At 66.8% G+C, this 12,816-nt stretch carries 12 protein-coding genes; 6 read left to right on the forward strand and 6 right to left on the reverse strand.

Going from position 1 to position 12,816, the window contains the following annotated elements; translation table 11 throughout:
- The first annotated feature begins 152 nt into the window (after positions 1–152).
- The gene (locus NNX34_RS04635) at positions 153–881 is read left to right on the forward strand and encodes a GAF and ANTAR domain-containing protein (protein WP_255765342.1); all 729 of its coding nucleotides are present in this window, start codon (positions 153–155) and stop codon (positions 879–881) included.
- Between the two features lie 23 nt (positions 882–904).
- Here NNX34_RS04635 and NNX34_RS04640 read toward each other — a convergent pair whose 3' ends face one another.
- Positions 905–2,047: a serine hydrolase gene (locus NNX34_RS04640; protein WP_255765343.1), complete on the reverse strand. Its 1,143-nt coding sequence runs from the start codon at positions 2,045–2,047 to the stop codon at positions 905–907.
- A 96-nt stretch (positions 2,048–2,143) separates the two neighbouring features.
- Positions 2,144–2,710 (reverse strand): GNAT family N-acetyltransferase, encoded by a 567-nt coding sequence (locus NNX34_RS04645; RefSeq protein ID WP_255765344.1) that lies wholly within the window; start codon positions 2,708–2,710, stop codon positions 2,144–2,146.
- Between the two features lie 428 nt (positions 2,711–3,138).
- Here NNX34_RS04645 and NNX34_RS04655 point away from each other — a divergent pair, with 428 nt between their 5' ends.
- Positions 3,139–4,536, forward strand: coding sequence for a rhodanese-like domain-containing protein (locus NNX34_RS04655; RefSeq protein ID WP_255765346.1), 1,398 nt, complete (start codon positions 3,139–3,141; stop codon positions 4,534–4,536).
- 42 nt (positions 4,537–4,578) lie between these two features.
- Here the strand turns inward: NNX34_RS04655 and NNX34_RS04660 are convergent, their stop codons facing one another.
- A complete protein-coding gene (locus tag NNX34_RS04660) occupies positions 4,579–4,836 on the reverse strand; it encodes a metal-sensitive transcriptional regulator (RefSeq protein ID WP_255765347.1) in 258 nt (85 codons plus the stop codon).
- Between the two features lie 102 nt (positions 4,837–4,938).
- Between NNX34_RS04660 and NNX34_RS04665 the strand changes: the two genes are divergently transcribed.
- Both NNX34_RS04665 and NNX34_RS04670 read left to right on the forward strand, forming a co-directional pair.
- Positions 4,939–5,529: a rhodanese-like domain-containing protein gene (locus NNX34_RS04665; protein ID WP_255765348.1), complete on the forward strand. Its 591-nt coding sequence runs from the start codon at positions 4,939–4,941 to the stop codon at positions 5,527–5,529.
- Between the two features lie 47 nt (positions 5,530–5,576).
- Positions 5,577–6,335: a sulfite exporter TauE/SafE family protein gene (locus NNX34_RS04670; protein ID WP_255765349.1), complete on the forward strand. Its 759-nt coding sequence runs from the start codon at positions 5,577–5,579 to the stop codon at positions 6,333–6,335.
- Here the strand turns inward: NNX34_RS04670 and NNX34_RS04675 are convergent.
- Positions 6,332–7,714, reverse strand: coding sequence for a DUF2254 domain-containing protein (locus tag NNX34_RS04675; RefSeq protein WP_255765350.1), 1,383 nt, complete (start codon positions 7,712–7,714; stop codon positions 6,332–6,334). The genes NNX34_RS04670 and NNX34_RS04675 overlap by 4 nt on opposite strands.
- A 212-nt stretch (positions 7,715–7,926) precedes the next feature.
- On the opposite strand from NNX34_RS04675, the gene NNX34_RS04680 reads away from it, so the two are divergent.
- Both NNX34_RS04680 and NNX34_RS04685 read left to right on the forward strand, forming a co-directional pair.
- Positions 7,927–9,669, forward strand: coding sequence for an MDR family MFS transporter (locus NNX34_RS04680; RefSeq protein WP_255765351.1), 1,743 nt, complete (start codon positions 7,927–7,929; stop codon positions 9,667–9,669).
- 1 nt (position 9,670) lies between these two features.
- On the forward strand, positions 9,671–10,135 hold the full coding sequence (locus NNX34_RS04685) for a MarR family winged helix-turn-helix transcriptional regulator (protein ID WP_255765352.1): 465 nt from the start codon (positions 9,671–9,673) through the stop codon (positions 10,133–10,135).
- Here the strand turns inward: NNX34_RS04685 and NNX34_RS04690 are convergent.
- Both NNX34_RS04690 and NNX34_RS04695 read right to left on the reverse strand, forming a co-directional pair.
- A complete protein-coding gene (locus NNX34_RS04690) occupies positions 10,119–11,756 on the reverse strand; it encodes a PAS domain-containing sensor histidine kinase (protein WP_255765353.1) in 1,638 nt (545 codons plus the stop codon). The genes NNX34_RS04685 and NNX34_RS04690 overlap by 17 nt on opposite strands.
- A complete protein-coding gene (locus NNX34_RS04695; RefSeq protein ID WP_255765354.1) occupies positions 11,753–12,565 on the reverse strand; it encodes an alpha/beta fold hydrolase in 813 nt (270 codons plus the stop codon). The genes NNX34_RS04690 and NNX34_RS04695 overlap by 4 nt, the downstream gene beginning before the upstream one ends.
- Between the last annotated feature and the right edge of the window lie 251 nt (positions 12,566–12,816).

Genomic DNA, 12,816 nt, shown 5'->3' on the forward strand with positions numbered 1-12,816 from the left:
TGCGCTTCGGGACTGCGTTTATCCTAGAGCTCGTCGGTCCCATCCGGAGCGTAACGCGTAAGTTCAGGCCGCGTTGCCGCCGGCCGCGCGCCGTCGTCCGTGGACCATTTCCCAACCGTCTCGCGGAGAAGCACGTTGGGTAAGCTGTTGCAATGACAGCCCTTACTCGCGGAACCTCAGTTGCGGCGCAGCTGCAGCAACTCATTCTGGACAACCCGGGCATGGAGCTTTTTCTTGAAGCCTTCGCCGGACAAGCTGCGGAACTCTTCAGCGACCCGGACCAGCTCTTCTGCAGCATCACCCTGAAGCGGGACAAACGCGCCCAGACCGTGGCCAGCAGCAGCACCGAGGCCAACAAGCTCGATGAACTCCAGTACGGGTACGGCGACGGTCCGTGCCTGTACGCGGCGGAGAGCGGAGAGCTGACGCTGGTGCCGGATACCCGCACCGGTTCCCGCTGGATTGAGTACTTCGAGGCTATCCATGGCCTGGGCTGCTATTCCATGCTCGCCGTCCCCCTGCTCATTGGTGACGACGGCGGCGCGGCCCTCAACCTGTACGGCAAGAGCACCGGTATTTTCACCGATGATTTCGTGCATGCCGTGGAGGACTATGCGGCGGAAGCTGCCGTGACGCTGCAGGTTGCCGTTCAAATCGCCAACCACAAAGACGACAGCGACGATCTGCGCAAAGCCATGGAATCCCGCACCGCCATCGACATTGCCGTCGGTATCGTTGCCGGACAGAACCGCTGCACCCAGGAGGAAGCCTTTGGCATCCTCCGGCGGGCGTCCAGCCACCAGAACATCAAGCTGCGCGAGCTGGCTGAACGGCTGGTCGAGTCGGTGACCGCTGCCAAGGTAGCAACCCACTTCGCATAGGAAGACCTCCAGGCCGCGGCCGACTAAGTAGCGGTATTCCGAATACTCTCCCGCAGCTCCCCGAACGGTTCCCAGAAGAAATCGAAATGCTCCTGCGGGCTACCCATGAACCGTTGGGTGAACACGACGCCGATGTCCCCGTCGGGATAAACGGCGGCGCTGGTGCCGGATCCGCCGGCCCACCCCCACATGCCCGGCTCCGACCAAGGCGCCCCGCGCCCGGTCTGCACGGCGGTCATGAACCCCCAGGACTCGTCCGGACCTGCCACTTCAGCCACGCCGACCTGCTGCGGGGAGGTCAGCTGGTCCGCGGTCATCTGGTGCCGCAGCTCGGCCGGCAGCACCGTGTCATCCGCGAGCCCGGTGAGAAAGCGCATGAAGTCCGGCACGGTGGAGACCATGCCGCCGCCCAGGGACGCGAACTTCGGCGGTCCCGCCATGGCATCCCGGTAGGACACCGCCTCGAACAACGCGCCGTCGTCGTTAACCGCGTACACCACCGGGAAATGTTCGGTGCCCGTCGGGAAGCCGGTGCCAGTCAGCCCGAACGGTTCGCTGATCCGCTCCTGCACCAGCTGGTCCAGGGGTGTGACAGTGGCTGCCGCGAGCAGGACCGAGAGCACGTCCGCGCTGGCGTGGTACATCCAGCGCTCCCCCGGCTGGTAGGCCAGCGGCAGGCTGCCGAGCCGGGCCAGATACTCCTCGGGGGTCATGTCCGGCGGGTTGGGTCCCCAGAGGAAGTCCTGGGTGGCCGCCACGTACGGGGTCGGATCGAAGTCGACGCCGAGGCCGGCGGTGAAGGTCAGCAGGTGGCGCACCGTGACGGGGCCGCGGGCCGGGACCGTCAGCGTCAAAGGGGCATCCGGCGTGGGAAGCACCCGCAGGTTTGCGAGCCCCGGCAGCCACCGGCCGGCCTCGTCATTCAATCCCAGCGCGCCGTCGGCCACCAGGCTCATGGCCAGGGCGCCGCCGATCAGCTTGCTCAGCGAGGAGATGCGGAACGGAGTGTCCTCGGCCATCGGCTCGGACTGGTCGAGTCCCAGTGACCCGGTGGCGAAGACTTCGGTCTGCCCGTTGATCCGGACCCCTGCCACCAGTCCCGGGCACCAGCCCGATTGGACGGTCTCGGTCAGCCTGTCCCAGAGGGGTGCGGCGATGCCTGGCATTCCTCAACTGTCCGCTTCCGCGGGGCGGGGCGTCAACGGACGAGGGCCGCGTGTGTGCCGGAGCGGATGATTGCGGGTGCACCGTCCCGGCGCCAGCTACCCCTCGTGTCCCCTGACCGCTCCATAAACCAGCAGGTCCCGCCGCTGCCCGGAAATCTCCATGTAGCTGCGCAATAGTCCTTCGCGCGCAAAACCCGCGAGTTCGGCAGTGCGGATGGAGGCGGTATTCCAGGGCTCGATGTACAGCTCCACGCGGTGCAGTTCCGGAATGGTCCAAGCGAACTCCAACGCGGCGAGAAGTGCCGAGGCGGCAAACCGGTGGCCGCGGGCCGACGGAGTTATCCCGTAGCCGGCCTGGGCGCGGCCCTTCGCCAGCTCCCGGAGCCACAGCCCCAGCTGACCCACGCAGCGGTCGGTGCCGGCGTCGGCCACCGCAAAGGAAAAGCCGGCACCTTCCGCGTACCGGTTCCGCTGCCGCTCCACCCACTCCATCGCCTGCTCCACACTGGCGTTCCCGGCAAGAGTGCCAATGGCGGGGAAATACTCGTCCCGGGACATCTCCATGACCGTGGCCGCGTCCTCATCCCGGAAGGGCCGCAGGCGCACGTTGCCGTGCTCCGGGTCTGCGGACGGCCAGGCTGGCATGCCGGTGCTGGTTTCCATGCCGACAGCCTGCCACAGCCGCACCTGCGGTGGCCGGAGGCGCGGCCTGCCCCGGACGTCGCTTACTTCCGGCCGAACAGTTTCCCGAGCCAGCCGCCGGACGGCTGCGCGCCGACTGTAGCTTTCGCTTCCGCGCCGCAGCTGCAGCGGTCCGCCTTCGGCACCCCGCGCATCACCTGGTCAACGTGGTTTCCGCATCCGGCCCACGTGGTCTTGCCGCATTTGCCGCACTTTACTGCTCTGCACATTTTTGCTTGTTCCTTGGCTCGATTTCCTACCGGACTTGGTGCCCCTCCACCATCGTGGCAGATACCCCCTAGGGTATGCAAAAGCATGCTCCTCCGGTTTGCCTGCATACCCCCGGAGGTATTACCGTCGAATCAGACCAATACCCCAGGGGGTGTCCAAAACCCCCAAAAGGAGATTCCATGCTGCTTGAACGCATCTATGACGAGGACCTGGCCCAGGCAAGCTACTTCATCGGCTGCCAGCGCCAGGGCGAGGCCGTGGTGGTGGACGCCCGCCGCGACATCAACACCTACCTGGAGCTCGCCGCCGCCAACGGCATGCGCATTGTCGCAGTCACCGAAACCCACATCCATGCCGATTACCTCTCCGGCACCCGCGAGCTCGCGGCCGCCACCGGCGCCGAAATGTACGTTTCCGGCGAGGGCGGCACCGACTGGCAGTACCGGTTCGAGGCAGCCCGACTGCACGACGGCGACACCGTTTCCCTCGGAAACATCACCCTCCAGGCCCTGCATACCCCGGGCCACACGCCGGAACACCTCTCCTTCCTGGTCACCGACGGCGCCTTCAGCAGCGAACCCGGCTACCTGCTCTCCGGCGACTTCGTCTTCTCGGGAGACCTGGGCCGCCCCGACCTGCTGGATGAAGCCGCCGGCGGCGTGGACACCCGCTTCGAAGGCGCGCGGCAGATTTTCCGCAGCCTGCAGGAGAAGTTCCTGACCCTGCCCGACCACATCCAGGTCTACCCCGGCCACGGATCGGGCAGCGCCTGCGGCAAGGCGCTCGGCGCACTCCCCTCCACCACCGTGGGCTACGAACGCCTCTACGCATGGTGGGGCAAGTACCTTGCCGCCAATGACGAGCAGGGCTTCGTGGATGAATTGCTCGACGGGCAGCCCGATGCGCACGCCTACTTCGGCCGGATGAAGCGCGAAAACCGGCAGGGTCCGGCCGTGATGGGCGAACGCGCACCGCTGCAGGAACTATCTACGGACGACGTCGCCCGCGGGCTGGCGCAGGACACCCTCACCTTCGTGGACACCCGTCCGAACGGCCAGGTCCACAAGGGAACCGTCTCCGGATCGGTCAACATCCCCGCAGGCACCAAGACCGCCAGCTTCGGCGCCTGGGCCGTCGACCCCGAAACCGACCAGCGCCCGCTGGTGCTGCTCGCCGCCGATCAGGGCTCTGCGCAGGAGATGTGGGACCACCTGGTCCGGGTCGGCATTGACCGGGTGGCCGGATTCACCACCACCCTGGACGGCCTGCCGCAGGCTCTGCCGCGCCTGATCCAGCCGGAGGAGCTGGACGGCTTCGACGCTGCCCTGGTCCTTGATGTCCGCAACCGCACCGAGCACGCCGCGGGCCATATCCCCGAATCCAAGCAGCTCAGTGCCGGCCGGGTGCTCTGGAACCTGGACCAGCTGCCGGACGAGGGGACCATCGTGACGTACTGCCAGAGCGGCGTGCGCAATTCCGTGGCCGCCAGCGCCCTGCGCCGGGCCGGGTACGACGTCGTCGAACTGGACGGCAGCTACGCCGGATGGACCGGCATGCAGGCCCGCAACAACAGCTGATTTCCGCTGGCAGGGCGGCAGGCGAACCGCCGCCCCTGCCGCCTAGGCCAGGGAGAGGAAGAGCTTTTCGAGGTCCTTCTTGTCCATCGAACCGTCCTCCTTGAGCAGGCACTGCTCCAGGCCGGCCGCGATGACTGCGAATCCTGCCTTGTCCAGGGCCTTCGACACAGCAGCCAGCTGCGTGACGATGTCCTTGCAGTCCCGCCCCTCCTCGAGCATGCGGGTGACGGCAGCCAACTGCCCCTGAGCCCGCTTCAACCGGTTGATGACGGGTGCGAGTTCGTTGCTGTCCAGCTGCATGGATTTCTCCTCCGGTGGTGGTTTTCCTACCGGAAGTATACCCCCAGGGGTTTCGCTCCAGCGTTCCCCGCAGACCTACCTACCTACAGAAATGAGGGCCCCATGGCCTCCTCCGCCTCCCCCGTGACCGAGCTCGACGCCGCCACCCTGCAGAACTGGATGGGCCGGCACGAGGACCTCGTGATCCTCGACGTCCGTTCCGCTGCCGAGTTTGAAAGCATGCACATCCGGGGCTCCTACAACGTGCCGCTGCCGCTGCTGTCCGAGCACACCGATGAACTGGCCACACGCCTGGGCGACCGCGTGGTGCTGGTCTGCCAGTCCGGTGTCCGCGCCGAACAGGCCCGCGGGCGGCTCAGCGGCACCGGCATCAACACCGCCCAGGTCCTCACCGGAGGAGTTCCCGCGTTCGCCGCGGCCGGCGGCGACGTCGTCCGAGGGGCCCAGCGCTGGTCCCTGGAGCGCCAGGTCCGTATGGCCGCAGGCTCCCTGGTGATCGCCGGCCTCGCCGGCGGCCGGTTCGTCTCCCCCAAGGTGCGGCTGCTGGCCGGGGGAATCGGTGCCGGACTGACGTTCTCCGCTGCGACCAATACCTGCGCCATGGGCCAGGCCCTGTCGAAGATGCCGTGGAACAAGGCGGCATCCGAGCCCACGGCGGAGTCGGCCATTAGCGCGTTGCCCGCAAAGCGCTGACCCGGCCCGCATCCACCACCACTGCCCCACTTTCAAGGACACCACCCATGACCGTTCCCCTCGCCGCGACCCTCCTGCTTTCCGTGCTGATCGGGCTCTCGCTCGGCCTGCTCGGCGGCGGCGGGTCCATCCTCACCGTCCCGATCCTGACCTACGTGGCCGGCATGAGCCCCCGCGAAGCCATTGCCTCCTCCCTGTTCGTTGTTGGCGTCACCTCGGCCTTCAGCGCCGTCGGACACGCCCGCAAGGGCCGGGTGAAGTGGCGCACCGGGCTGCTCTTCGGTGCGGCCGGGATGGCAGGGGCGTTTGCAGGCGGCCTGCTCGGCGGGCGGATACCGGGAGCGGTGCTGATGGTCGCCTTTGCCCTGATGATGATCGCCACCTCGGCGGCGATGATCCGCGGGCGCAAGGGCGGGGCGGTGGAATCCCATGGCAAGGAACTCCCGGTGGGGAAGGTCATTGTGGAAGGCCTGGTGGTGGGTTTGGTGACCGGCCTGGTGGGCGCCGGCGGCGGCTTCCTGGTGGTCCCGGCGCTGGCCCTGCTGGGCGGGCTTTCCATGCCCGTGGCGGTGGGAACTTCGCTGGTGGTCATTTCCCTGAAGTCCTTCGCCGGCCTCGCCGGCTACCTCACCACCGTGTCCCTGGACTGGGCGCTGGTGGGCGGTGTCACTGCGGCGGCCATCGTCGGATCGCTGATCGGCGCCCGGCTGGTCGGACGCATTCCCGAGGCCTCACTGCGCCGCGGCTTCGGGTTCTTCGTGCTGGCCATGGGCATTTTCGTCCTGGCCATGGAATTGCTGCCTTAGACCGAGCGGGTCTCCCCCGCCCGGTCCCCGAAGGCGGCTTCCAGGTCCCCGGCCAAGGCCTCCTCCACCCGGCGGGCCATGTCGCGGACCTCCTGCCCGTCAGCCACCGCCAGGTTCCGTGAGGTGTTCTCGAGCACCATCGAGGACTGCCGGCGGATCTCCTCGCGCTGGTTCTCATTGACGGCAGTGGCCGCGCAGTCACGCAGCAGGCGCTGCACGGCGGTGAGCACAATCGGTTCGGAATCCGCGAAGCGGCGGACCGGTCCGCAGACCAGGTCCAAGAAGTACCGGTAGTCACGGCCCACAGTGACCAGGCGCAGCACCCCGTCGCGATCTTCCTGCCCCTCGGGGCCGAGCCGCCGGCGCGAGATGTCCACCAACAGATCCGCACAGTAGCCCAGTGCATGGGCGGCGGTGATCGGATCATTGATGCTCGGGGAAATGGCCTTGACCGCAATGTCGGTCAGCTGGCGCAGCCCCAGCGCGGCGTCCTGCTCCGGTGTCCGTTCATAGCCGATCTCCAGCGCACCCGCCAGGGACTCGCGCACGGCACCCAGCGGGACCGGGCCGCCGTCGTCGCTCCAGACCCGGGCCACCGGCGTTCCGATGGTGACGTGGTCGCCTGGCTGCACCTCCATCCGCATAGTCAGCCCGTGTTCGTGCAGCATCTGGACCAGGGGCTTCGCGTGCACTGCCTGCACGATGCCGCTGCGGCCGACCGGCACGGGAGTGCCGCCGTCGGGCCGGGGAAAGTCCTGCACCTCGCCGGTATCGGATGCGGGATAGGTTTCGCGCAGCACCGCCAGGCAGCCCTGATGCGCGTTGAGCATCATGGTGTCCACCCGCAGCGACCGGGTGATGTGCCCGATGAACAGGAGCAGCACCACGCCGCTGGCAATCCCCAGCACGTAGACCAGGCCTACCACCAGCACCGGGACGGAGCGGTCCACCTCCATCCCGTAGAGGCCGGTGACGGACGCCATGAACGTTCCCATCAGCACGCCCAGGATGGTCTGGGTCCGGGCATCCCGGGCAAAGTCGCGCAGCAGCCGGGGCGAAAACTGCTGCGAGGCCAGCTGCAGTGCCACCACGGTCAGGGAGAACGTCACGGTCGCTGCCGTCATCACGCTGGTGGCCACGGTCTGCAGCAGGCTGCTCGCGGCATCGACGCCGGCCGGCCAGATCCAGCGTGCCCACGCGACGTCGTCACCCGGGCGAACCTGCAGCAGCAGCAGGGTCAGCAGCACCGCTGCAAGCGAGGCGCAGGTGGGCCAAAACCAGAGGGAGGCACGCAGTGCCTCCCGGGACACCCGGAAGCGCGGCTCCAGGCCCGGGTGGTGCGGCGGGAAGGTGGACGAACCATGCACGGTATTGCTCATCGGTGCCCCTTGGAAAGCGGAATCTCGGCCACCCTTCATTGTGCCCGGCTTCACCGCTGCGCGCTCCGATCCCACACCCGGAAGACGACCTCGTCACCTTCCCCCATGAGATCAGTCACCGAGGGGCGCATCTGGTCAGGGCAGCAAAAACCCCGGACGTACCGTTGATATAAATCAACCTTTAACCGTCGTTCGGCTTTTTGGAGTACCCCATGTCCGTTTCCCCTGCCCCGCAGGGCGCCGCACCCACAACCCGAGCCGAGGTGCGGGCTGAAGCAAAGCGCAAGCACCGTGCCGTTCTCCAGGCCCTGACCGGCCTGTTGCTGGGCATGTTCGTCTCGATGCTGGCGAATACGGTGGTGAGCACCTCGCTGCCGGTGATCATCTCGGACCTCGACGGCGACCAGGCCGCCTTCACCTGGGTGGTCACCGCCACCCTGCTGGCCACCGCGGTTTCGACCCCGATCTGGGGCAAGCTCGCAGACCTGCTCAACCGCAAGGTCCTGGTCCAACTGGCCCTGATCATCTTCATTGTCGCCAGCGCCGCGGCAGGTTTCGCGCATAACACCGACTGGCTGATCGCCATGCGCGTGGTGCAGGGCATCGGCGCCGGCGGCCTCGGCGCGCTGACCCAGATTGTCATGGCGGACATTGTTTCGCCGCGGGAACGCGGCCGGTACATGGGCCTGTTCGGCGCCGTGATGGCCCTGTCCACGGTGGGCGGGCCGCTGATCGGCGGCGTCATCACGGACACCGTCAACTGGCGTTGGAACTTCTACGTTGCCGTGCCGCTTGCCGCCGTCGCCCTGGTGATGATCCAGAAGACCCTGCACCTGCCGCCGCTGAAGAAGCGCAAGGTGCAGATCGACTACGCCGGCATCGTGCTGCTTTCGGCATCCGTGTCCTGCCTGCTCATCTGGGTTTCCCTGGTCGGCACCGACTTCGGCTGGGCCAGTGCGGCCACCGCATGGATGGTCGGCGGTTCACTGCTGGGCCTGGCCGCGTTCGTGGCCGTGGAACTGAAGGCCCCGGAGCCGCTGATCCCGCTGACCCTGTTCCGCAACCGGACCTTCACCTTCGCAGTGATCGGCTCCCTCGCCGTCGGCGTCGCCATGTTCGGCACCACCGTGTTCCTGTCCCAGTACATGCAGCTGGCCCGCGGCGCATCCGCGACCATGTCCGGGCTGATGACCATCCCGATGATGGCAGGCCTGCTGATCATCTCCACCATCGTGGGCCGGATGATCACCAAGAGCGGCAAATGGAAGGCCTACGTGGTGGTCGGTTCCGTGCTGCTGACGGTGGGCCTGGTCCTCATGGGCACCATCGAATATGACACGAACTTCGGGCTGGTTTCCCTGTACATGTTCCTGCTCGGCGCCGGCGTGGGCATGGTGATGCAGAACCTGGTGCTTGTGGTGCAGAACGACGTTTCCACCCGGGATCTCGGCGTCGCCAGCTCCAGCATCAACTTCTTCCGCACCATCGGCGGCACCGTCGGAGTTTCCGCGCTGGGCGCGGTGCTGGCCACCCAGGTGACGGACCGTCTGGCCGAGAAGCAGGGCGAGCTGATGGCCGCCATCGGCGCGCTGGGCGAGGAGGGCAAGGCGGTCGCCGCGTCGCTGGCCTCCGGCAGCATCCCGAATGTGAAAGCGCTGCCCGAATCCGTGCGCCTCATTGTGGAATCCGTGTACGGCTCCTCGGTGGCGCACATCTTCATGATCGCCGCCCCGCTGGGGATCCTGACCCTGCTGGCGGTGCTCTTCCTGCCGAACCTGCCGCTGGGCAGCCTGACCCGGCACGAGAAGATGCAGGCCGAAGAAGCTGCTGCGGCGTCCGGGAAGGACTCCGGGACCACTGCAGAAACGGTAGCCGCCGTGTCCGAAGAGGCAGCCGGGCAGGATCCGGACGTAGCGCCCGGAAAGGATGTTCCGGCCGGGAAGAACAACGCATAGGGTGACGACGTCGGCAGCCGGGGACGCTGACAACATCACCTTCGAGTCCGCCGTCCTGGAAGTGGAGCGCGAGTTTTCGGTGATGCTTGCCGCCGCTCGGGGGACGTTCAAGGACGCCGCCGCAGCGGTTCATCCGGGCGTGCAGCCGCTGGGGTTCACGGTGCTGATGACCCTGTACCGCGGCGGCGAATGTCCGCAGGGCAGCGTGGCCGAGGCCCTTCAGGTGGACAAGGCCCTGCTCAGCCGGACCGTGTCACAGCTGGAAACCCTGGGCCTGGTGGTCCGCCGGGCGAACCCTTCCGACGGGCGGGTCCAGCTGCTGGACCTGACGCCGGAAGGCCGGGCCCGTTTCGAGAATGCCCACTCGGCGAAGCGGGCCCTCCTGCGGGACCGGCTCGGGAGCTGGACTTCGTCCGAGCTGCAGAACCTTACCGACCTGCTGAAGAAGCTTAACGAGCGGGACTGATTCCGGCCGCGGTTTCCGCGGCCAGGGGCAGGGGCAGGGGCAGGGACACCGTGAACTCGCTTCCCTGCCCCGGACTGCTGACGAAGCTCAGCTTTCCCCCGTGCGATTCCACAATGTTCTTGGTGATCACCAGGCCCAGCCCGACCCCGGGCACCGCCGAGGCGACAGCACGGCGGGACCGGAAGAACTTGGTGAATACCTTTTCCTGTTCTGCTTCGCTCATTCCGATCCCGGTGTCTGCCACGGAAAGGCGGACCGCGTGGTCGTCCTGCCCGAGGCGGATTGTCACCGTTCCCCCGTCCGGGGAGTACTTCACGGCGTTGGACAGCAGATTATCGACCACCTGGGCCAGGCGCTGCGGATCCGCATCAGCCGTCAGCGAGGCCGGAATCTCCGACACCAGGTCTACCCGTCCCGCAGTAGCCTTCGGGGATACCGACACCACGCCTGCCCGCACGATTTCGGCCAGGTCCACCGGCCGGCGGTCCATTTTGGTGGCTCCGGACGCTACGGACAGCAGATCGGACACCAGCGCCAACAGTCGTTCCGAGTTGCGCAGCGCAACATTCAGCGCTGAGGTCACCACCGGGGACAGTCCCTCCTCGTCCAGCGCGAGGTCAAGGTAACCCATGATCGAAGTCAGCGGGGTCCGCAGTTCGTGGGACACACTCGCCACGAATTCCTCCTGGGCCGCGACGGCATGGACCAACCGGCTGACATCGCTGTAGACGATCACCGATCCGGAAACCACTCCTTCCGCCCTGATGGGCCGGGCGGAGACATTGAGGGCCATCTGGTTTCCACGGTCCAAGGACCCGAACCATACCAACCGGTTCGAGAAGGACTCACCCGCGACGGCCCGCCTCACCGGACTCTCGACATCGGACAGGGGCGTGACGCGGTCCGGACCGAAAATCGGCCGGTCCCCGCCCGGGGTGACATCCGTTTGCACCCTGTTCCAGGCGGACTGGAGGTGGGCGTTTGTCAGCATGGTCCTGCCCTGCGCATCCACCACAAGCAGGCCGACGTCGATCGTGTTGAGCACCGTTTCCAGTAAGGCTTCGCGCTCCCTGCTCTTCGCCAGATTCGCCTGCAGGACGCGGTCTTTCTCCTCCAGTGCCTTCTGCTTTTCCCGGGTTTCTTCTTCCGCTGCGGCCCGCGCTGCTTCAGCCGCCTCGGCTTTGCGCAGGGCAGCCACCAGCTCCCGCTCGTAGAGCCTGCGTTCGGAGGCGTTAAAGACGGCGATCCGGTCCACGCCGGCCCCGTCTCGGGCGTCTTTTTCCTCCGAGCGCACGCCGGAGAGGAGAACCGGAATCAGGTCCCCGTCTGCGGATACCAGCTCCGCCGCCATTTCGTTGAAGCATCCCGCCACGGCCAGCTGCGGTACGGCGTAGGAGGTGAAGACCACCTGGTCTGCCAACGGCATCAGGTCAATGATGTTGCCTCCGAGCAGCCCCTCCCGGGAATGCCCGGTCCAGGAGGCCAGCGTCCGGTTGGCATCCAGGATCGTTCCGTCCGTGGTGAGGACGAGGTACCCGGAAGCCGCCGCGTGGAAGTGCTCCTCGTACACGCCGTCGCCGGCCTGCGGACCATCCGCCGCTGCGCTGGTCGCGCCGGTCATGCCTGAACCGTCGGCAGGTACTGGAGGATGGCCTCGGCCGTCTCTCGGGGGTTGATGATGTGCGGCATGTTGCCGCGCGTTTCCAGTTCCACAAGCGTGCTGCCGGGGAGATGCCGGTGCAGGTACAACGACGCCGTTTCCGGGGTCAGCGGGTCGGCCCGCGACTGCAGCACCAGGGTCGGAACAGATACCAGGGGCAGCAGGTGCCGGATGTCCGTGGCAAAGCTCATTCGCAGGAAGTCCCGCACGTACTCCGGATGCAACCGGCACAGCCGGTCCGCCAATATGTCATTGATCTCCGGGCCTGCGTCCGCTCCCGCTATGCCCGCGCTCATCGTCCTCGCCCAGAGGGGGTAGTTGGCCTCCACCGCATCAATAACCTTCTGGATGTCGCCGGGGGCGAATCCACCCGAATAGCCCTCGTCGTTGACGTAGCAGGGCGAGGTGCAGAGCAGGATGAGGCGTGCAATCCGAGGGGTGCGCGCTGAGGCGGCCAGCGCCATGGTGCCGGCAATGCTGTGCCCCACGATGGTGGCGTCCTGCACATCCAGGGCATCCAGCACCTCGATGAGGTCGCCCAGATAACCTTCCAGATCAGCGTATTTTGCTGCGTTGTAAGCCTCCGGATCGGCCTCCCCGGTTCCTACATGATCAAACAGCACCACTTTGTAGGCGTCCGTGAAGAACGGCAGGATCGGGTCCCAGATCACCTGGTCGCAGCCAAAGCCCTGGACCAGCAGCAGCACAGGGCCATCGGGACGTCCAAGCACCCGGACGTTGTTGCGCTGGATTACTGCCTGGGCATTCATCCTGCACCTGCTTTCGGTTGATCCGTTCGAAGCGTGAGCGGGGCGGTTCAGCGGATGGAAAAGAGCGAGAAAGGCACGGGCATCCCGTGGGGCGCGCGGCAGCTGCTGTGTACGCTGGCCGTCCTGCGCCGGCGCCCTACAAGGGGCGGGCAGGATTCGGGGGCGGCGAGGAACTTAGTGCGGGCCGTGCCGGGGCCGCGAAACCCGCCCGGGTGAGGGACTTACCGCTCGTTTTACACATGAAATAGAGA

This window comes from Arthrobacter sp. zg-Y1116 (assembly GCF_024385485.1).
Classification (GTDB): Bacteria; Actinomycetota; Actinomycetes; order Actinomycetales; family Micrococcaceae; genus Arthrobacter_B.